The organism is Burkholderia lata, from assembly GCF_902499335.1.
GTDB lineage: Bacteria > Pseudomonadota > Gammaproteobacteria > Burkholderiales > Burkholderiaceae > Burkholderia > Burkholderia lata_B.
The window spans coordinates 100110-121761 of the sequence record NZ_CABVQK010000005.1; the positions used below are offsets into that span (position 1 = coordinate 100110).

The 21652-nt window shown below is 65.4% G+C and carries 15 protein-coding genes and 1 pseudogene; 6 read left to right on the plus strand and 10 right to left on the minus strand.

The window, feature by feature from the left end:
* Positions 1-4: 4 nt before the first annotated feature.
* The 4 genes from BCO18175_RS13790 to BCO18175_RS13805 form a co-directional block, all read right to left on the minus strand.
* Entirely contained in the window at positions 5-1153 is a 1149-nt protein-coding gene (locus tag BCO18175_RS13790; RefSeq protein WP_174981627.1) for a cytochrome c oxidase subunit II, read from the minus strand.
* A gap of 104 nt (positions 1154-1257) precedes the next feature.
* On the minus strand, positions 1258-1773 hold the full coding sequence (locus BCO18175_RS13795; protein ID WP_174981629.1) for a hypothetical protein: 516 nt from the start codon (positions 1771-1773) through the stop codon (positions 1258-1260).
* Positions 1774-1989: 216 nt separating this feature from the next.
* The gene (locus tag BCO18175_RS13800; RefSeq protein WP_043184322.1) at positions 1990-2499 is read right to left on the minus strand and encodes a hypothetical protein; all 510 of its coding nucleotides are present in this window, start codon (positions 2497-2499) and stop codon (positions 1990-1992) included.
* Positions 2500-2715: 216 nt separating this feature from the next.
* Complete coding sequence (locus tag BCO18175_RS13805; protein WP_043184321.1) at positions 2716-2931, minus strand: DUF3820 family protein; 216 nt, start codon at positions 2929-2931, stop codon at positions 2716-2718.
* 127 nt (positions 2932-3058) lie between these two features.
* On the opposite strand from BCO18175_RS13805, the gene BCO18175_RS13810 reads away from it, so the two are divergent.
* Positions 3059-3247: a hypothetical protein gene (locus tag BCO18175_RS13810; protein WP_174982231.1), complete on the plus strand. Its 189-nt coding sequence runs from the start codon at positions 3059-3061 to the stop codon at positions 3245-3247.
* Positions 3248-3534: 287 nt separating this feature from the next.
* On the opposite strand, the gene BCO18175_RS13815 is transcribed toward BCO18175_RS13810, so the two are convergent.
* On the minus strand, positions 3535-3864 hold the full coding sequence (locus tag BCO18175_RS13815) for a hypothetical protein (RefSeq protein ID WP_174981631.1): 330 nt from the start codon (positions 3862-3864) through the stop codon (positions 3535-3537).
* A 474-nt stretch (positions 3865-4338) separates the two neighbouring features.
* Here BCO18175_RS13815 and BCO18175_RS13820 point away from each other — a divergent pair, with 474 nt between their 5' ends.
* The 3 genes and pseudogenes from BCO18175_RS13820 to BCO18175_RS40570 all read left to right on the plus strand — a co-directional run.
* A complete protein-coding gene (locus tag BCO18175_RS13820) occupies positions 4339-4635 on the plus strand; it encodes a hypothetical protein (RefSeq protein ID WP_174981633.1) in 297 nt (98 codons plus the stop codon).
* Positions 4636-5060: 425 nt separating this feature from the next.
* Positions 5061-6785 (plus strand): ABC-F family ATP-binding cassette domain-containing protein, encoded by a 1725-nt coding sequence (locus BCO18175_RS13825; RefSeq protein WP_174981635.1) that lies wholly within the window; start codon positions 5061-5063, stop codon positions 6783-6785.
* Between the two features lie 219 nt (positions 6786-7004).
* Positions 7005-7187, plus strand: a pseudogene (locus BCO18175_RS40570) (IS5/IS1182 family transposase); the annotation flags it as partial.
* A 423-nt stretch (positions 7188-7610) separates the two neighbouring features.
* Here the strand turns inward: BCO18175_RS40570 and BCO18175_RS13835 are convergent.
* On the minus strand, positions 7611-8270 hold the full coding sequence (locus BCO18175_RS13835; RefSeq protein WP_174981639.1) for an OmpA family protein: 660 nt from the start codon (positions 8268-8270) through the stop codon (positions 7611-7613).
* Between the two features lie 125 nt (positions 8271-8395).
* Positions 8396-13219, minus strand: coding sequence for a YadA-like family protein (locus BCO18175_RS40870; RefSeq protein ID WP_174981641.1), 4824 nt, complete (start codon positions 13217-13219; stop codon positions 8396-8398).
* A 1445-nt stretch (positions 13220-14664) separates the two neighbouring features.
* Here BCO18175_RS40870 and BCO18175_RS13845 point away from each other — a divergent pair.
* Entirely contained in the window at positions 14665-15501 is an 837-nt protein-coding gene (locus tag BCO18175_RS13845) for a response regulator transcription factor (RefSeq protein ID WP_174967082.1), read from the plus strand.
* Positions 15494-17842 (plus strand): sensor histidine kinase, encoded by a 2349-nt coding sequence (locus BCO18175_RS13850; RefSeq protein ID WP_174981643.1) that lies wholly within the window; start codon positions 15494-15496, stop codon positions 17840-17842. The genes BCO18175_RS13845 and BCO18175_RS13850 overlap by 8 nt, the downstream gene beginning before the upstream one ends.
* 142 nt (positions 17843-17984) lie before the next feature.
* Here BCO18175_RS13850 and yjfF read toward each other — a convergent pair whose 3' ends face one another.
* The 3 genes from yjfF to BCO18175_RS13865 are packed head-to-tail and all read right to left on the minus strand — an operon-like array spanning position 17985 to position 21621.
* The gene (gene yjfF / locus BCO18175_RS13855; RefSeq protein WP_174981644.1) at positions 17985-19073 is read right to left on the minus strand and encodes a galactofuranose ABC transporter, permease protein YjfF; all 1089 of its coding nucleotides are present in this window, start codon (positions 19071-19073) and stop codon (positions 17985-17987) included.
* Positions 19070-20110, minus strand: coding sequence for an ABC transporter permease (locus BCO18175_RS13860; protein WP_174981646.1), 1041 nt, complete (start codon positions 20108-20110; stop codon positions 19070-19072). Before BCO18175_RS13860 ends, yjfF begins: the two co-directional genes overlap by 4 nt.
* Positions 20107-21621: a sugar ABC transporter ATP-binding protein gene (locus BCO18175_RS13865; RefSeq protein WP_174981648.1), complete on the minus strand. Its 1515-nt coding sequence runs from the start codon at positions 21619-21621 to the stop codon at positions 20107-20109. Before BCO18175_RS13865 ends, BCO18175_RS13860 begins: the two co-directional genes overlap by 4 nt.
* Positions 21622-21652 lie beyond the last annotated feature (31 nt).

Genomic DNA, 21652 nt, shown 5'->3' on the forward strand with positions numbered 1-21652 from the left:
TCCGCTACGGCTGGGCCGCGGTGCTGGCGGGCGTCCCGCCTTGCGCCTTGATATACGCCACCAGCGCGTCCAGTTCCTGCTCGCTCAGGTCGAAGTGCGGCATGATCGGCGAGAAGCCCTTCACGACACGGGCCGTCGGATTGCGGATGAATGCGCGCAGGTAGGCTTCGTCCACCTTCGCGGTGCTGCCGTCGGCCATCGTTTCGGTCTTGCCGTACAGGCCCTTCCAGGTCGGGCCCACGAGCGGGCTGCCGTCCACGGTATGACAGGCAACGCAGCCCTTGGCCGCCGCGAGCGTCTTGCCCAGGTTGGCAAGCGCCTGCGCGCTGCCGCCCGCCGCGGCGGGTGCGGCCTGCACGTGGGCCATCTGCTGCTGCGCGAACGTGGTCTGCTGCGCCAGCCAGCGCGAGAACGCGGCTTCGTCTTCCACCACCACCACGCCGCGCATGCCGGCGTGCCCGATCCCGCAGAGCTGCGCGCACAGGATGTCGTAGCGCCCTGCCTTGGTCGGCGTGAACCAGAAGGTGGTCACCATCCCCGGCACCATGTTCATCCGCGCGCGGAACGGCGGGACGTAGAAGTCGTGCAGCACGTCGCGCGACCGTGTCAGGACCTGGATCGGCCGGTTGAGCGGCAGGTGCACCTCGGGGCGCTCGATCAGGTAGTTGTCGCGGCCGTTGGGGTCGGCGGGATTCAGGCCGAACGGGTTGTCGCTGCTGATGTAGCGCACGTCGGTCGTGCCCAGCTTGCCGCCGGGGCCGGCAAAGCGGAAACGCCATTGCCATTGCTGGCCGAGCACTTCCATCTGCAGCACGTTGCGCGGCGGCCGGACGTAGTCCGCGTAGACGAACAGCCCCGGCGCCAGCAGCGCCGCCACGCCGACGCCAGTCAGGCCGATCAGCCACCATTCCAGCTTCCGGTTGTGCGGTTCGTAGGCCGCGCGATGCCCGCTGCGGTGGCGATAGCGCACCAGGGCGACCACGATGAACAGGTTGATGGCGATGAAGAGTGCGCCGGTGATGACGAGCGTGATCGTCAGCATGTCGTCCATGCGCACCCAGTTCGACGCGATGGGCGTGATCCACCACGGACTGGCAAAGTGAAACCCCACCGCCAGGATGATGATCAGGACCAAGGCAATCGCAAGGGCCATAGGCCGCCTCGCTGCGTGTCACTCACCGGTGCCGCCGACACCGGGTTCCGTGTCTCCCGCGGGCGCCGCGTGCTCAAGGTCGGCGCGACGGGAAACGCGATGTGTCAGTCGTCCGCGTTCCGCCTGCGCAATCGTTCCAGCCTGCCGTAGGTGATGGCCGCAACCACGCCGAACAACAGGTTGGCCAGCAAGGGCCCGGAACCCCGCTCGGAGACGAACCACGGGAACACGGCCGTCATCACGTAGAAGTTCCACCCATACGCGACGATCCCAAACGCCAGCCCGATGGCGGCTTCCATGCCCACGCTCGAATCGAGGCGGAAAGGCGCCATGATCGCGGCGAGCATCATCCCCATGATCGCGCCGAGCACGTAGTGCAGCAGCAGCGCCATCGCGACGATTTCAAGGTTGAATTGCGTCATCTGGCCAAGCGCGCTGCGGCCCATCACCATCGCCGCGATCTTGTGGGTCGGTTGCCACGGGCTTGAGCCGAGCACGAGGGTCGACCAGACGAATTCCAACGCGATCACCAGCGCACCGCCCGCGAGACCTGCCACGGCAGCGGAGATCCAGTCGGGCGTACGACGCTCCCAATGGTGCGATTGAATGTGCAGTTCCATACGACCTCCTTGCCGACGGTTCGACGTCGGCGCTGCGGTTCCGAAGGCGTCACGCGCGTCGGGCCTGCGTCTCTCGCGCGATTCGGAATGGCGGCCAAGGTTGCCTGCGCAACGTGCGAACGACCCGCTCCGCGCGCGGCCCGCGGTCGCGGTCGTGCGCTCGACGAGACGCGTCGATGAACCCGGGTGCCGGGCAGGCCGGCTTGCTATCGCGCGTCAGGGGAAGATCGGTGTCGTAGGCTCGGCGCCTTCCAGGTCCGCCTTTGGAAAATGCTGGGCGACCATCTCTTCGATTTCCTGCTCTCGCAATGCCGGCACGTCGGCCATGATCAGGATCTGGCCTTCCTGAATGGCCTCGCGAAATCGCTGGAGTCGCGCGTTCGGCTCGGCGATGCCGATCATCGCGGCGGTCCACGCCCCGAAACCCGCTCCGGCCAACGTCAACCCGACGACGGCGCCGCCCGCGATCACGAGCTCCGCCGGCGGAAATACGAGCGCGACGAGGCCGATCAGCGCACCGGCCGCGCCGCCGAGCGCGACGCCGCGCTCGAGCGCATGCACGACATCGCTGCTTTGCAGCAACGATGCTTCGGGTAACTGATCGAGTGTGACGCTGTGGTCGGCGAGAACGTGGATATGGCGCCAGATGATGCGTGCGCGCAATAGATCGTCGACGATGGCCTTCGCCATCTGCGTATCGGGTACGAGGAAATAAAGGCGTCTCATGTCGGCACCCCTTCTCTTGCCATCAACTCGTCCTCAAGGGACTGTTTTTATTCTATGTCAGCATCGGCGGCGCGCTAGGTGCGCGCGGGCCACTGTCGGGGTCGCATGCGTGCATTCGGCACGCGTAGCAGGTGTGGCCGGCGAAGGGTGGTGGTCGATCACGGTCGATCGATGCCGGGCGGCGTGGCACGCGGAGGCATTCGCCCCCGATTGGCGCTATCCGCGTTTTCGCAACGGCTCCAGCAAGTCCCGCAGGCCGTTGTGATCGATCTCGTGCATCAGCGCGAGCTGCCGACCGATTTCGCCGCGCGGGAACCCTTCGCGCGCCAGCCAGTTGAGGTAAGGCCCGGGCAGGTCGGCAATCAGCCGGCCCTTGTATTTCCCAAAGGGCATGGTGACGGTGACGAGGTGTTCGAGGTCTGGATTTTGCATGCGGGTATTGTGCACGGCTTTTCGGTCCTGTCGCAGACCTCACGGAAAGGACGCTGCAAACCGCCTGCGCCCCGTTTCTGGCCTGCTAGACTGGAATTCCCCCCTGCAAACGATGGAGGGAATCATGATGATGTCCACCTACGTCGTGAAGACTGGCGAACAGTTCCTCTGCACCGCCGAGGATGGCGATATCGGCATGGCACCGGCGGTTGAGGATGCCACGTCGTTTGGTTCGTATGAGGAAGCGGAAAAGGCGGCGCACGTGCATGCCGACCCCGGATACGAAATCGTGGCCGTCTGCGTGATCAGACACTGACATGGCGCCCGCTGTCAGGCGCCCGGCGACGAGATGCGGCTCGCAGTTGCGTTGGTGCCATGCAGCATGGATGGCGCGGTTGGCTGCGCCCGAAATTATCTGCGAATGGTCGGATTGCGGGTCGGGGTTCTCACGATGGGAGCACCCGGTGCGTCGGTAGTCTCGCCGTGTACGCTGCGACGCAGCGCACGCGCAACGCGGACCGTGCCTTCGTTGAAACGCTTGGCATCAGGCGCGCACCTCTGTGTGCCGCGCTGCCAGGAATCGGAGCGTCATTGCCTCCGCTTTTATCGTCTGGGCCCTTTCATGCCCTCCGACTCCATGGCCGCATTCCACTCCTCATTCGCCTCGATGGGGTCCATCGCCTCGTCAATCGAAGCGTTCGCGCGCTCGGCGGCCGCTCTGGTTTCGTCTGCCTCGGAGGCAGCATCACCGTCGCCATCACCGTCGCCGTCGCCCGGGGGATGCAGCATGTCCTTGAGCATCGCGCTCAACTCCGACGTGTCCCATGGCAGCCCGCGCCGAGTCCGGTCCTTGATGTAGTGCCGAACTTCCGCGTCCTGCTCCACGGTCAGCGGCAGCCCTCGGAAGGTACTTTGGGGGCCAGCGTCGATCATCGCATTCTCCTGTTTCTACGGCATGTTCAGTGTACTCGCCATTGCGAACGTGTGAGCCGCGATTGCGGTGCGCTTGCGGCGGATCAAACGTGTGGGCTCGACAGGCAAGCGGCGGCCACGAGCAGTCACTGAGAAGTATGCGATCCACGAACGACGTCTCCAGAGTAAATCGGTGGAGCGCTTTGAGGTCGGTGACCCGGTTTCTTGGTAGGCTTCATTTCGGCGGTTCTCCTGTCTGGGAGTTTGGTCTTGGAAACCCGATTTTCTCGGATTCCCACGGGAACCACCGCTTTCAAACTTCAACTATTTTCGGGACTCCGCCCAATGTCAGACGCCGAATCGATACACGCGTACCCAGGGGACGAATCCACTTTCAATTGTACGTGCTGTGGTCACGAGACGAGGAGAATCACGGGTGAACTGCACCAAGACGATTCGGTTGTTGGTGTCTACTTTGTCCAATGGGCGATCGGAATGCCGGACCATCCACCGACCATTAACCTTGTGTTAGGCGACTGGGGGGAAAGCGCCGGGCCTGCTGACCGCGTCCTGGTTTCCTTGATCTATCTGCCGCGCAAGAAAGGTGGTGCTGTCTCTATCGTGAACGCCGCGGACCGGGGCGTCAATATTTCCGCCTTGTTTGAATTCGCGCTTGCCCGCGAGCAGGTCATCGGTACGCCGCTGGCCCCGTTGGTGTTTCAGATTATCGATGCGCTCTGGATCACCGAGCCACGAATCGCAGAGGTCAAAGCACTAGACGACATCGTGTAGATCAACCTCGAGCGTTTCATCAGGAGCCGGAAGCCGTTCCCGTCCCGGTCGATGATTTTGATCCGATCACGACATCGATCGCCGAACCCGTAGAGCTATTTGTCGTGGAGCATTCTGCGATCCCTCTCGGAACAAATTGGGAGCGGCAACGCCAGCCGCTTGTATAAATGACGAGAGCCGAGATAAACTCCGCCGCTACATCCAACTCTTTTTAAAAAGGAGGTAAATATGGTTTTTCTGGTGCGCCCGCTGATGCTGGCACATTTGTACAGCACATTCGCCTGCTCTTGCCTGAGTTCCATCGCGCTGCGATAACCCGGCCAGAGCAAAGCCCTCTCCTCCCGAGTCCTTTCTCGACTCCAAGGTTGTCGCCAGCGCTCCTGTTGACAGGGACAAACACGTCCCGAAAAAACGAGAGCAAGAGCATGACCACCCTGATTTCCGCACTTACCTTGCGACTGGAAACCGGCCATGGCCCGCTATTCCAGGATCTTTCCTTTACTGTAAAACTTGGCGACCGCATCGGCCTGATCGGCCACAACGGCTGCGGCAAGAGCAGTCTGCTTGATGTATTGGCGGGCAGCCGCGAACCCAGTGCCGGTAGCGTGCACTATGCGGCAATGTGCCGCCTTCAACACGTCGAGCAGCATCTACCGCAAAGACTTGCCGACCTTACGACGCGAGAGGCGTTGCTGGAGAGCGTCGGCGAGCAACGGGCAGAGCATTGGCGGGTAGACAGTCTACTGGACGATCTAGAGCTAGCCTCTGCGGCGGATACACCCGTTTCCGACCTGAGCGGCGGCCAGCACACTCGTTTGCTGTTGGGACGTGCAGTTCTTGCGCAGCCGAATCTGCTGTTGCTTGATGAACCCAGCAATCACCTGGATCTACCCTCGTTATTGTGGCTGGAAGATTTCCTGCGCCGCTGGCAGGGTGGCTTCATCCTGGTATCGCACGATCCGCGACTTCTAGACACGCTCAGCGCCAAAAGCTGGATTCTGCGCGATCAGCGCTTGTACAGTTTCGATATGCCATGCAGCCGGGCCTTGGCCGCGTTGGCCAATGCCGACGCAACGGCACAAGCGCGTCATGCAGGTGAGCAAAACGAGATAGACCGGCTAGCCGCCAGCAGCAAACGTCTGGCCATCTGGGGGCGCGAGCACGACAATGAGAAACTGTCGCGCCAAGCCAAGTCCATGCAAAGGCGCGTCGAAAAACTAAAGGAAGACCAGACCTTTGTTGGTCGTGGCAACCCTTGGCGCTTGAAACTATCAGGAACACGATTGGTGGCGGACCGTCTGCTGGCGTTCGAAGGCCTGCATGTACGCGCTCAGGCGGAAGAGCCGATCCTGTTCGAGGCTCACGATTTGTGGTTGCGGCCAGGCGACAAGATCGCACTCCTGGGCAGCAATGGCACGGGCAAATCCTCGTTGCTGCGCCAGTGCTGGAGCGATCTGCGGCAGGGAGAAGCGCCCATGGGTTGGCGTTATCATCCGGCGGCGCGCATCGCCTACTACGATCAGTCATTGCATCAACTGGCCGACGACGCCACTTTGTCTGACGCGCTGTATAAATTTGCGCCAGTCGGCGACAAAGAGCGAAGGCAGGCTTTGATTTCCGCCGGGTTTCCGTATGTACGCCATGGTCAGACCGTAGCCACTCTGAGTGGCGGCGAGCGGGCCCGCCTGCTGTTTCTTGCGCTGTCCATGGCCAGCTACCACCTGTTGTGGCTTGACGAACCGACCAATCACCTGGATATGGAAGGCAAGCGCGAACTTGCCACTGCGCTGGCGGCGTTCGATGGCGGTTTTATCCTGGTTTCGCACGATCGCGAATTGATCGAGCACAGTTGTAATCGCTTCTGGGCAATCCATGACGGGCGCTTGCAAGAATTGCCGGATGCTGAAAGCGCGTATCGAATTTTGTTCACATCTCGTGATTCCGCTGCACCCGAGCAGATCCCGACCACACGGAACCACACCGGCGTTCAATCCGCCGGCAGTGACGTCGAGGCACAGTGGCAACGTTGGTGTCAGTTGGAGACGTTGCTGGCGACAGAGCTCGCACGCAAACCGAAACATCAAAAGCCGCAACTGCAGGAACAGTGGCGGGAAGAAATGCGGCGACTGGAACAGGAGCTTGGGCTTTAACGCGTATATGACGGGTGCGGTTCGCAGCGGCGCGGCGACGTCTGAGTGGCTGAATGCAGATGCCGCCTGCCGCCAATATCCCGCGATTCCACGCCCGCTTCACTTTCTGATCGAACGAATGGCCGATATCAAAAAGCTCGAGTATCCCTCCCGGGTCGAGGCTGTGTGAAAACGCGTTGATCGCCTAGACTGAATCAACGCATTCAGGATGGGTTGCCCATGAAGCGATTCGTTGAAGGCGATGACCGCAAGCAGGTAGAGCCATTGCCCGAATGCCTGGACGATTTCGTTGCCGAGGATAACCCGGTCAGGATCGTCGAGGCCTTTGTCGAGGAGCTTGATCTGCACACACTCGACTTCACCAGTGTTAGGCCTTCGACGACAGGCCTCCCCTCCTACCATCGGCGATGCGGCTGGTGGGTGCGTGAAACACTCTAGGGTGCACTTACATGCCGAGGGACGACAGCAACTCGGCATTGAAGCTATGGCGGCACTCTTCGTTCACTTGAAGGCTGCGAAAATGCGGCACGGGATCTGCTCCCGCCGACGCTGAGTTACGTGTTTCCACACAGCCTCGGTCGTTTTCCGCCCTTCGTGCCTGTCGACCCACGCAGCAGCACCGGGCATCTCTTACGCCCCGCGCAGCAACGCTTAGCAGGCCCACAGGCCGCCGTTCCGCATCGTCGTCCAGGCGGCAGCGCCACCGCACACGCCCGTCGCGACGCATTCCCTGACTCGACCGCCTGCGTCCCCGGACGGCACCGCTCCCGCAAGCGAGCCGTCCGGTTGCGACGGCCACACCTGCGGCAACCCGTTGCCCACGTCTTACTTCTGCAGCGAGATTTCCACCCGGCGATTGCGCGCCCGCCCTTCAGCGGTTTCGTTCGACGCCGCCGGATTGGTTTCTCCATGCCCCGCCGCCGCGAACGATTCCGCCTTCAGCCCGTGTTCGCGCAGATACCCCGCGACCGCATCGGCGCGGCGCTTCGACAGCGCCTGGTTGTGTGCATCCGAGCCGGTCGCGTCGGTATAACCGTCCACTTCCACGCGTGAAAAATGCTTGTCGCCCTGCTGATTCAGCAGCGTGTCGAGCGCGGCGGTGGCGGCGGACATCAGCACCGCGGAGTCGGTCGCGAAGTACGCATCGCCGGTCAGGCTCACCTTCTCGACCGCGGCGGGCGCCGGCGCAGCCGCCGCAGCCGGCGCGGGTGCCGCACCGCACTGGAACACCATCGAGTGCGGATCGGCGCCGTCGCGGTACGGCGTCGTGGAATCGATCGTGCGCACGGCCTCGTTGCCGCACATGCGCGTCGCGACCTTCATGCAAGTATTGGCGCTCGACAGGATGCCGTGGCAGTCGACGCGGAAGGTCCGGATACCGTCGCGGGGCTGAAGCTCGTAGGCGTTGAACGTCGGTCCCGACGCGCTCGAACAGGCCGCGAGGGAAACGACGGACGCCAGCAGTGCAAGATGGATGTTTTTCACTTGATTACTCCGAAAATGCGATGGGCGCAGCGCATGCGGCGCAATGGCGCAGCCGCATCCGCGTGCGTTTGCGTTCGGCGCGGTCCGCTCCGGCAGTGCGTGCCGGAACGAACCGCGACGCGCGATCACTTCCACTGATACAGCATGCCCGCGCCGACGACGCGCTGGCTGCCGGCGAAGCCGCCGTTCAGCGTCGCCTTCAGGTTCTCCGTGACGCGCGCCTGCACGCCGACCGCCATGGCCTTCTGCCCCTGGAACGTCGCCGTACCGACCCCCATCGCGAAGTTCGAGTCGCGGTCCATGTGCGGGATCGACGCCATCGCGGCGGTTGCCGCGATCCCCTCACGTGCCATCGAATCGGTCTGCTGGATCTGCTGCTGCATCTGCGTGAGCTGGTTGTTGACCGTGTTCAGCGACTGCGTGAACTGGTTCGACACCGCATTCAGCTGGTTCACGTTCACCGCATCCGTACCCTGCGTGCCGGCCGCGACGTTGACGACCTGGCGCGCCGATTCCGTCGAACCGACCGCGACGACGTTCGACCGCCCGCCGTCGTTGCTGCCCGTGCCGATCGCGGCCGAATTGCTGCCCGTCGCCGTCGAGCCGACACCGATCGCGGTCGACCCGTTGCCGGACGCCAGCGACCCGTTGCCGACCGCCGTGCTGTTCGAGCCCGATGCCACCGAACCCGAGCCGCCCGCAGACGAGTTCGCCCCCGTCGAGCCCGGCGCCACGTTCGTACCGGTCGGATTCGTCGTGTACGAGCCGCCGAGGTTGGACGTGCGCTGGGTGATCAGCGTCGTCAACTGATTGGCGACCGAGTCGAGCTGCGACACGTTCACCGCGTCGGTGCCGTTCTTGCCGGCCGCGAGGCCGGTGATCTGCCGGTTGCCGACGTTGACCTCGCCGGCCGACGACTGCGGGCTGCTCAAGCCGTACGCGATGTAGTTCGTCTGCGCGCCGACCGTCGTCAGCGACCCCGCGCCCAACGCCACGCTATTCGCGAACGTCGCGGACGCACCGGCGCCGAGCGCGAGCGCATCGGTCGCGTTGCCGAGCGCGCCGGAACCCAGCGCGACGCTGCCCACGCTGACCGCCTTCGCCTTTGCGCCTTGCGCGACCGACTGTGCGCCCAATGCCGTCGCACCGCTGCCGAGCGCGATCGCGTCGGCCTGCGCGGAACTCGCCGCCTGCCCGATCGCGACGCCGCCAGGGGCGGTCTGGTCGACGATCGCGCCGTTGCCGATGCCCACGCCGTTATCGCCGTTGACGACCGTCGTCGGCCCCACCGCGACCGATTCCGCGCCCACCGCGAGCGAATCCACGGCCGTCGAGTTCGCGTGGAAATACTTCTGGCTCGTGACCGCGAACGACTGCAGCGCGCCGGCCAGCTGCCGCACGGTCACCGCATCCTGCTGGCCGGTGCCGTCCGCGACGTTGGTGATCTGGCGATACGTCTTGCTGGTCGCGTCGCCAACCGACACCGCGCCGAGCAGCGTCTGGTCCGTCGTGTTGAACGGGATCGATGCGGTGCCGTTGCGGATGATGCCCGACGCCGGCGTCGTCGCTCGGTCGGACACCGAACCCGAACCAAGCGCAATGCTGCCGTCCACCTTCGAGATCGCATTCGGGCCGATCGCGACGCTGTCGAGCCCGACCGCCTGGCTGTCCGGTGCGGTCGAGTTCGCGTGGAAATACTTGATGCCGTGCGCGTTGATGTTGTCGATCGCCGAGCCGACGTTGTTGTTGATCGTCGTCGAACCGTCGCTGTTGTACGTCACGTACGACGGCGCGGAAATCTTTCCGGTCGTCGGATCGTAGGTGGCCCCGCCGCCGATCGCGCCCGCCGTACTGTTGCCGAGATTGCTGTTGTTCGACGCGATCGAGCTGAGGCCGGTCGACAGCGAGCCGATGCCCGTCGACGTCGCGGTGGACAGCGACGTCAGGTTGCTGTTCGTGCTCGACAAACCGGTGGACAGCGAGCCGACGGTCGTCGAGGTCGACGTCGACAGCGACGAGATCGAGCTCGTGGTCGAACTGAGCCCGGTCGACAGTGAACCGATGCTCGTCGAGGTCGCGGTCGACAGCGATGTGACGTTGCTGTTCGTCGTGCTCAGGCCGGTGGACAGCGACGCGACGCCGGTGGACAGCGACCCGACGATCGTCGACGTCGACGTCGACAACGACGAGATCGCGCTGGTCGTCGAGCTCAGGCCGGTGGACAGGGAACTGATGCCGGTCGATGTCGACGTCGAAAGCGACGTGACCGTGCTGTTCGTCGAGCTCAGGCCCGTGGACAACGAGCCGACGGCCGTCGAGGTCGACGTCGACAACGATGTGACCGAACTGTTGGTCGAGCTCAGGCCGGTGGACAATGAGCCGACGATCGTCGACGTGGACGTCGACAGCGACGTCACCGTGCTGTTGGTCGAGCTCAGGCCGGTGGACAACGAACCGACGATCGTCGAGGTCGACGTCGACAGCGACGTCACCGCGCTGTTCGTCGAACTCAGGCCGGTGGACAGCGAACTGATGCCGGTCGACGTCGAAGTCGACAGCGACGCCACCGAGCTGTTGGTCGAGCTCAGGCCCGTCGACGTCGACGTGGACAGCGATGCGATCGAACTGTTGGCCGACGACAGGCCGGTCGACGTGGACGTCGACAAGGACGTCACCGAGCTGTTGGTCGAGCTCAAGCCCGTCGACAGCGAACTGATGCCGGTCGAGGTGGACGTGGAAAGCGACGTGATCGCGCTATTGGCCGACGACAGGCCGGTCGACGTGGAGGTCGACAACGAAGTCACCGAACTGTTGGTCGAGCTCAACCCCGTCGACAACGAGCTGATACCAGTCGACGTCGACGTGGAAAGCGACGTGATCGCGCTGTTGGCCGACGACAGACCCGTCGACGTCGAAGTCGACAGTGAAGTCACCGAACTGTTGGTCGAACTCAACCCCGTCGACAACGAGCTGATACCAGTCGAGGTGGACGTGGAAAGCGACGTGATCGCGCTATTGGCCGACGACAGACCCGTCGACGTCGAGGTCGACAATGAAGTGACCGAACTATTGGTCGAGCTCAACCCCGTCGACAACGAGCTGATACCGGTCGAAGTCGACGTGGAAAGCGACGTGATCGCGCTATTGGCCGACGACAATCCGGTCGACAACGACGACACCCCCGTCGACAAGGAACTGACGCTCGACGCCGTCGAAGTCGACAGCGAATTCACCGCCTGATTCGTCGCATCGAGCTGCGACCCGTTGATCGCATCCGTGCTCGCGGAACTGATGCGCCCGGCAGCAACATTGGTGATCTGCCGCTCGGTACCCGCTGCGCCGACGCTGACGACGCTGACCGGATTCGTCCCTTTGAAGTTGTACGTCACGCCGCCGATCGTCGCGCTTGCGGTCGGATTCGGCGCGGCCGTCGTCGAACCCGAGCCGAGCGCGACATCGCCTGCATTGTTCGCCACGGCCGACGCACCGAACGCCAGCGCACCGGCCGCCGCGGCCGTCGACGTGTTGCCGAGCGCGAGCGAGCCGGTGCCCTGCGCGGTGTTTGAATTGCCGATGGCGACCGCGCCGTCGCCGTTCGCCGTGTTGTTCGCCCCAGCGGTGACCGCGCCGGTGCCGATCGCGGTGCTCGGGTCACCGATCGCCACCGCACCGTTGCCGCTGACCGTCTGGCCCAGACCCAGCGCGACCGCGCCGGTGCCGCTCAGCACTTTCGAGCTGTTGCCGCCGGCAATCGAGCCCGCACCCGCCGCGGCCGCGACCGAGTTGCTGTCGCCGATCGCCACGGTGGAACCCGCCGCCGCGACGCTGTTGATGCCGACTGCCGTCGCATTCGTGGCGGACGCCGTCGCGCCCGGCCCCAAGGCGCTCGTCGACACGCCGGACGCAAGTGCGAGATTACCGATCGCGGTACCGAACTGCTGCGTCGCGGACGCCTGTACGCCCATCGCAATCGAACTGACGCCCGATGCATTGGCGTTCAGGCCGAACGCCATCGCGGTATCGGCGCCGGCCGTCGTGGCCGAGCCCAGCGCGATCGAACTAGTGCCGAGCGACTGCGTGCCCGAGCCCGGTACGCCGGCCGTCCCACCCCAGCCGATCGCGATCGACGTCACGCCCTTCGCGCCGCTGTTGATGCCCATCGCGATGCTGGAATTCCCTGTCACCAACGAGCCGCTCCCCACGGCGACACCGGAGGCACCCGTACTCGTCGCCTGATTGCCGATCGCGACGTTGCCCGTACCGGTCGCGTGCGTCGCGTAGCCGAGCGCGACGCTTTGCGCGCCGACCGCGCTCGCCCCGAGCCCGAGCGCGGCCGAGTACTGACCGGAAGCCAGCGCATTGTTGCCAAGCCCGATGGACGACACACCGGTCGCAGCCGCGCCGCTGCCCATCGCCGTCGCCCCGCTTTGCGTCGCACTGGCGAGGTTGCCGATGGCAACCGAGTAGTCGCCCGACCCGATCGCCTGCACACCCATCGACGCGCTGTTGACGCCGGTCGCCTGCGCGTTGATGCCGACAGCCGTCGACGCGTCACCCATCGCATGCGCGCCCGGGCCGAGCGCCGTGGCCGACACGCCCTGCGCCGTCGCCAGATTGCCCAATGCGGTGGAATTCGTCTGCGCGGCGCTCGAGCCGACGCCGATCGAGATCGACGAGATGCCGCCGGTGGCCGATCCGCCGTCCGGCTGGTACTGCGCGTGCGCGCCGGCATGGAACAGCGCGAGATACGCGGACGCCATCAGCACGGTGAGCCGCCTGAGCGACGGAGCCGAAGGCGTGCCCGCGCGTGCCGCGGCTCCTCCGTCCACGGCACGCTCCGGCGTGCCACGCGACGACGCGACGCGCTTTCCGCGCGCGCGATCAAGCTCCGAAGCCGCAACCCAGGCTCCCAATGCTTCGTTCCAGATCGACTTGAACGACTTGTTCATCTTGTCTTCCCTCGGTTCTCATGTGCTGGATGACGCAACCGCGAACGCGACGGCCGGCGAGAACACCCCTGCACATTCCCGTCCGCCTCGCGACGCCCCGCGCTTCACTTTGGATCACTAACTAAAAAGCTGAGTAACGCTGCACGACACTCGCGATGGACATCGCGATCACACGACCGCACGCCGCCCGTGCCCATCGGCACGATACGAGGCGACGATCGCCGGTTATCGACTCATGGAAGTCGACGCTGCGGATCCGGCGGCGGCACGATCCACGACGCATCGCTCATCCGCGCGCGCGAACGCCGTCGCGCCGAACCCGCGACGATCTTGAATCTCATGGGAAAGCGTCATTCAGACGCCGGATAGGCGGAAGCCGGCCCGCACCCGGGGGCGGCCCGCCCTGTTTCATTCAGGAGGAGGAGGACGCCGTGCGATCCCCGGGACTGAAGCATGCGCCGCCGGTTCGTGCGAACCGGTGCGTTGGCCTGTCATGCCTGTTGTGCTCATCTTTTTCGTGTCCGCCTGATTCGAAAGCGCACCGCGCGCGGCCGTCGCCCGACGGATCGAACCCTCGGACGGCCCACGCGCAGCCACTCACCCTTTCCGTCCGGCGTTCAAACGCATTTTCCGGATTTCCGGAACAGCATCGACGACTTGCCGGACGACCCCTGCACCGAATTAATCGAGCGAATTTCCTTGACGATTTCGTCTCGACCGGCGCCCCACACCCAACCACATTTCAAGATTTGCCGATTTCTCTTATATAGCGACGTATTCGGAAAATTATGAAATTTGCATTACCCTCGTGCCAGTTATTCGTTCGTTGCCGCGATCCCAAATCATGAGATCTCGCATCGTTCAATGTCTCATTGGTATCGCATACGTCGGGATGAAACTTCGGCATGCGATCCGCGCGATACCGGTCGTTTGAAAGAACCGATTCCAGCCGCGCCGGGTCTAGTGTGCGGGCATCCGTCCGAACGAACCTTTTCCCGAGCGGAAAATTCCTTTTCCCGAGCGGACGGCATTTACATTCATACATTCCGATGCGAAATACGATTTCACGACTAACATGATTTCCACCTTCCATCTGGAAAAAATAAATCAGGCGACCCGCACGCTCTTCATTCTATTTACATAGAAGACGTCGACTTCCAGATGTCCGCCAGACTGATTCTCCGCCCCTTCCAATTCTAATTCGTCGAAATAAATCCGGAAATAAAGACCGATTATTAAAATCCGGTTCGGCATGTTTTTCCACTTCCGTTTCTTTCAGCCGGATGCCGGCCTGACAAACCCGCAACACCTTGTCGCACAAGCCCCCACGGGCCGCACGGAATCCTCACAGTCGGCGCTGTTGTCGGCATATAATTTTTCGCAACAATCGTGCAGACCGCGATGCCCTTCATCTGACCGGCCACCCTTCCAACGCATTCGCAACCATGTCATCCCGCTCGTCCAGTCCGGCATCGCCTCGTCCCACGCCGGATCTCGCTGACGCACATATTCTTGTCGTCGACGATCGCCCGAACGACCTGCGGCTCCTGACCGAAATCCTGCGTGCCGCACGGTGCCGGATCAGCGTCGCGTTCGACGGGCTGCAGGCCTATCACCGTGCCCAGGCGATCGCGCCCGACCTGATCCTGATGGATGTCCGCATGCCGCGCATGGACGGCTTCGCCGCGTGCCGGCTGCTGGCGTCGACGCCTGCGACGCAATCGATCCCGGTCATCATCCTGACGGCCGCGGGCGATCTCGAGGATCGCATCGCCGGGCTCGAGACCGGCGCGATCGACTACATCATCAAGCCGTTCGAGCCAACCGAAGTGCTGGCCCGGATCCGCAACCACCTGAAGCGGGCACGGCGCAGCCAGCCGTTCGCGCATCTGCCCGAGCTGCCCGACAACCCGGATGCGGCGCTCGTGCGTGCGGCGTCCGAGGTCCTGCTGCGCGACCTGCGCCATCCGCCGGCGCTCGAGGAGCTCGCGAGGCAGGTCGGCACGCACGAAAAGCGCCTGTCCCGCGTGTTCCGCGACCATCTCGGCCAGACCGTGTTCGAATATCTGCGCGACACGCGCCTGCGCGCCGCGATGCATTTCCTCGCGGAGACGTCGATGGGGATCGGCGACATCGCCGAGGAAATCGGCTTTTCCACGCCCGGCAACTTCGCAACCGCGTTCCGCGAACGCTTCGGCATCACGCCGTCCGACTGGCGGCGCCAGCGCCATGCGGTCAATGCCCCTCCGGCCACGCCCGGGGAGCATCATCACGATGCTTAGGCGCCACGCGGCGTGGGCGGCCGGATGTCGCGCAGTGCTGCTGCTTCTGCTCGCGATGGCCGTCACCTGTGCGACCGCGCGCGCCGCGTCGGCGCCGGACCCGGCGCAACTGGACGCCGTGTCGGTAATGGAAGACGCAAGCACGACGATGTCAGCCGCCCAGGTCGCCGCACGGCTCGCCGATCCGGTTAATGGCACGCCGTTGGCAGGTACGTCGACGTTCAACGTCGAGTTCTCGCGATCGGCATGGTGGATCCGCGCGACGCTGACCAACCGCGACAGCGTCACGCGCCCGCTGGTGCTCGCGATTCGCGACGCACGGGTCGACCAGGCGGACTTCTATATCGGCCAGAACGGCCGGTGGACACTCGACAGCCGCTTCCCGGCCGCCGGCGCCGGCGTTGATGCCGCCGCGCCGTCCTCGCGCTACCCGGCGCTCGACGTCACGCTACGCGCCGGCGAAAGCGTCCCCGTGCTGATCCGCGTCACTTCGCGCAAGGAAATGCGGCTCGCGCCGGTCGCGTTCACGCGTGCGGCGTGGGATGCGCTGGAACGGCGCGCGACGATGTGGGACTTCGGCTTCTTCGGCGGGCTGCTCGCGCTGATGTGGTGCGCGCTGCTGATCGGGTTCTTTTCGCGCAGCGGGGTGTTCCATGTGCTGGCCGCGGTGGCGCTGGGCACGACGCTGTTCGAAGCAACTTACCGAGGCTATACGGCGATGGCGTTGCCGCCTGCGCTGCGTGAATGGTCGGCGCGCGGCGAAGTGATCTTCGCGTACCTGGCGGTCTCCTGCTTCATCGTCTTCATCCTGATGGTCGCCCGGCGCGAGCAGACGAAGCTGCCGATGCGCGCGATCTACATGGCCCTTCTCGCGCTCGAAGGTGTCGGCATGATCGGCGCCGCCTGCGGCGACCTGCTGACGTTCACGTGGTTCTGCCTGCGGCTGAACGCGCTAGTCGGGATCGTCAATATCAGCCTCGCGCTGCTGCTCGCGATCCGCCGGACGCCGACCGGCCGCGTGATGCTGATTGCCATCGCGATCGCCACCTTCAACATGCTGATCCGCGTGCTCGACGGCATGAACACGCTGCCGCCGGCGCTCGCGTGGCTGAAATCCGACATCTACCCGAACCCCGTCATCGCGGTCATCGGGCTCGCCACGCACCTGCTGGTGCTGGCCGCATGGATCCACCACGTGGGCCGCCAGCGCACCGAGGCGAGGAAACGGCTCGAACACTGGCAGATCACCGAACAGGATCGCCTGCGCGACGAAGTCGCACGACGCACGCTCGCGCTCAACGACGCGCTGCAGCAGGTGACGACCCACATGCAGCAGAAGATCGAGACGCTCGGCTACGTCAGCCACGACCTGCGTGCACCGCTGTCCACGATCAACGGCTACGCGAAGCTGCTGCTGCAAGGCGCGACGCACGGCCAGGCGCGGCTGATCCGGTCGATCGACCGCAGCATCCGATACCAGCTCACGCTGATCGACGAACTGCTCGCGTTCACGAAGGCGGAGCTGCAGCCGCTCGGCGTGTCGCCGGACGCGACCGACCTGCCCGGCCTGCTCGACGACATCGGCCACTACGCGCTCGCGCTGTGCGCGCAGCAGGACAACCGGTTCGTCTACCGGCCTGCCACGCCGCTGCCGCGCACGGTGTCGATCGACGGCATGCGGCTGCAGCAGGTGCTGCTCAACCTGCTGTCCAACGCATCGAAGTTCACGCGCGACGGCACGGTCACGCTGTCGATTCATGCGGCGCGTGAAGGCGACGCGTGGCGCCTGCTGTTCGAAGTCGCCGATACGGGCATCGGGATCGACATCAGCGGAAACCGCGACATCTTTCGCGCGTACCAGCAAGTGCAGGCCGTGAACGGCGGCACCGGGCTCGGCCTGTTCATCGCGCAGCGCATCGTCGGCGCGATGGGCGGCGAGCTGGCCGTCGCCAGCCAGCCGGGCATCGGCACGGCGTTCTCGTTCGCGTTTGTCGCGCCGGCCGTCGGGCACGCGCTCGTACCGGCGTCGGAGCTTCTCCGGCGGTTCCAACCGGACCACGATGCCGAACCGGACATCGCCGCGCCCGCGATGCCGTGCCCGCCCGACGATGCGCTCGACGCACTGATCCGGCTCGCCGACAACGGGCAGCTCACCGATATCGAGGAATGGCTCGGCCAGTATGCGGACCAGCCGGATTACGCGGCCTTCGTGCGGGACGTGCGCGAGCACCTCGATACACTGGATCTGGACGCGATCGGGAAACTGGCCGGCTCGCTGAAACACGCGCGCAGCGCCGATATGTCGTTCGACGCGAAGGCCGGCGCGGCCGGGCCGGTCTGACGGCGCGGGCGACCGCATCGCTCACGCTCAGGCCGGGCACCGGCCGGCCGCCGGGTTCGACAGCCCGCGCATCGACATCGCCCTCCGTCACGCCAGAGCACGTCGTCGTGCCGTTCGTTACCCTAGCCGGACGATACGCGCGCTACAGCCGCTGCATCGTCGAAACCAGCGCGGCATCCTCGTCAGGCGATGCCGGCCGCGCCTGTGCGGGGCCGCGTTTCGGCCTCGGCGCCCCGAGCCCCGTGCCACCCGTGCGCCGCCGCGCCGCGTGCCGTTCGATCACCCGTTGCAGCACGCAGAACACGCACAGCAGCGCGCCGATCACGATCCGCGTCCACCACGAACTCAACGTGCCGTCGAACGTGATCAGCACCTGGATCGTGCCGAGAATGCCGACACCGAACACCGAGCCGATCACGTAGCCCACGCCACCCGTCAGCAGCGTGCCGCCGATCACGGTCGCGGCGATCGCATCGAGTTCCATCCCCTGTGCCTGCAGCCCGTAACCCGACAGCACGTACAGCGTGAACACCACACCGCCGAGCGCCGAACAGAAGCCGCTCAACGCGTACACGCCGATCTTCGTGCGCGCGACCGGCAGCCCCATCAGCAGCGCCGAACGCTCGTTGCCGCCGATCGCGTACACGTTGCGGCCGAAGCGCGTGAAATGCGCGACGTAGATCGCGCCGGCCAGCGTCGCGAGCGCGATCAGCGCACCTGCGCTCAGCGTGCCGCCGCCCACCGGCACGCTGATGCCCGCGATCGCATGGAACACCGGCTCGTTGATCGTGATCGACTGCGTCGTGATCAGGAAGCACGCGCCGCGCGCGAGGAACATCCCGGCCAGCGTGACGATGAACGGTTGCAGCCGGAAGTAATGGATCAATGCGCCCATCGCCGCGCCGTACAGCGCGCCGAACGCGAGCACCAGCGGCACGATCACCCACACGGGCCAGTGCAGCCGCTCGGCACCGACCGCGCAGAAGATGGTCGTCAGCGCGACGACCGAGCCGACCGACAGGTCGATGCCGCCCGACACGATCACGAACGTCATCCCGATCGCGACGATCAGCAGGAATGCGTTGTCGACGAGCAGCCCGGTCAGCACCTGCATCGAGAAAAAGCCCGTGTACGTCACGGACCCGAAGCCGAACAGCGCGGCGAACAGCACGATCGTCACGACGATCGGCAGCGTGCGCGGGTCGGCGAGCCGGCCAAGGAGTCGGTTCATCGCGGCGTCGCTCCGGAAGTGGCGCGCGAACGCGCGGAAGACAGCAGCCGCGACGCGTGCCGGACGACCAGCGCGCGCGCCGCGTCCGACTGGATCAGCGTCACGACGATCACGACGACCGCCTTGACGACGAGCGTCGCCTCCGGCGGCACGCCGATCGAATAGGTCGTGTAGGTGAGCGTCTGGATGATCAGCGCGCCGAGCACCGAGCCGGCGAGGCTGAAACGGCCGCCGAGCAGCGACGTGCCGCCGAGCGTCACCGCGAGGATCGCGTCGAGTTCGAGCAGCAGCCCTGCATTGTTGCCGTCGGCGCTGCGCACGTTCGAGCTCGCTAGGATGCCGGCGAGCGCCGACATCGCACCGGAACACAGATACACGCCGAACACGACCGCGCCCGAGCGCAACCCGACGAGCCGCGTCGCGACCGGGTTCACGCCGATCGCGCGGATGAACAGCCCGAGCGCCGTGCGGTTCACCAGCAGCGCGGTCGCCGCGATCGTCGCAACAGCGATCCACACCGCGCACGGCACGGCTGCGAGATAGCCGCCGCCGAGCGCGAGGTAGCCGGGCGCGCCGATCGGGATGATCTGGCCGCCCGTCAGCAGTTGCGCGATGCCGCGGCCGGCCACCATCAGGATAAGTGTCGCGATGATCGGCTGCATCCCGACGAATGCGACGAGCAGCCCGTTCCACGCGCCCGCGAGCAACCCGACGCCGAGTGCTGCGGCCAGTGCCAGGCCGACCCGCGACGGGTCCGCGTCGAGCACGATCGCCGCGGCAGCCCCTGCGATCGCGACGATCGCGCCGACCGAGATGTCGATCCCGCGCGTCGCGATCACGAGCGTCATCCCGAGCGACACGATCACGAGCGGCGCCGCGCGGTTCAGGATGTCGACCGGCGCGCCGAACAGGTGACCGTCGAGCAGCGTGATCGACAGGAAGCCCGGGCGATGCGCGACGTCGAGCGCGAACAGCAGCACGAGCGTCAGCACGGGCCACACGAGCGAATGACGGAACATTGTGCGCAGCAGCGTCATGACTGGCCTCCCGCGATCAACCGGTAAACCTGCTCCTCGGATGCGTCGGCACCGGTCAGTTCGGCGACCTTGCGACGATCGCGCAACACCGCGATCCGGTGGCTCACGCGCACGACTTCACTGATCTCCGACGAGATGAACAGGATCGCGAGCCCCTGCGCGCACAGCGCGAGCACGCGCTCCATGATGTCGAACTTCGCGGCGACGTCGATGCCGCGCGTCGGCTCGTCGAGGATCAGCAGCTTCGGTTCCGTCGCGAGCCAGCGCGCGAGCAGCACCTTCTGCTGGTTGCCGCCGGACAGCAGGCCGATCGGCTGCTCCGCGTCGCGCGCCTTGATGCCGAGCCGCGCGATGTACGTATCGGCGAGCTCGCGCTGGCGCGCACGCCCGATCAGCCGCCACCAGCCGCGCCGCGCCTGCAGCGCGAGGACGATGTTCTCGCGGATCGACAGCTCGGCGACGATGCCCTCCTTCTTGCGGTCCTCCGGGCAGTACGCGATCCCGTGCCGCACCGCGTCGTGCGGCGACGCGAGCCGCGTGCGCGCGCCGTCGATCTCGATCGCGCCGGTGTCGGTGCGTTCCGCGGCAAATGCCAGCTGCGCGGTTTCGGTGCGCCCCGAGCCGAGCAGCCCGGCCAGCCCGACGATCTCGCCGGGCCGCACATCGAGGTCGAGCGGGCTCATCATCCCGCGCCGCCCGACCTGCTGCATCGACAGGAACGGTTCGGCCTCGCCGGCGGTGCGCTCGACGGCCGCGGCGCCCGCCTGCAGCGTGTCGGACATCCGCTCGCGGCCGGTCATTTTCGCGACGAGCACATCGACCGGCAGGTCGCGCGCCAGGTACTCGCCTTCGCGCTCGCCGTTGCGCATCACGGTGATCCGGTCCGACACCGCATAGGTCTGCTCGAGAAAGTGCGTGACGAACAGGATCGCGATGCCCGACGCCTTCAGGCGGCGCAGCACGTCGAACAGCCGCGCGACCTCGCCGTCGTCGAGGCTCGACGTCGGTTCGTCGAGGATCAGCACGCGCGCGTCGACCGACACGGCCCGTGCGATCGCGACCATCTGCTGCACCGCGATCGGATACGCGTCGAGCGAGCGCGTGACGTCGAGCGACAGGTCGAGTTCGGCCAGCGCGGCGCGCGAGCGCGCATGGATCGTGTTCCAGTCGATCGCGCCGCGCCGCATCGGCTGCCGGCCCGCGAAGATGTTCTCCGCGACCGACAGGTTCGCGCACAGGTTCACTTCCTGGTAGAGCGTCTGGATGCCGGCCGCCTCTGCCTCGCGCGGCGCGGCGAAGCGCACGGGCTCACCGGCGACGCGAATCTCGCCCGCGTCGTGCGCATGCACGCCGGTGAGCACGTTGATCAGCGTCGACTTGCCCGCGCCGTTCTGGCCCATCAGCGCGTGGATCTCGCCCGGAAACAGCCGGAAGTCCACGCGCTGCAGCGCGCTGACGCCCGGAAACGACTTGTCGATGCCGATCATCTCGACCACCGGCGGATTCGTCATGAACCCTCCCTCGGAGCGGTTGCCATCCGGG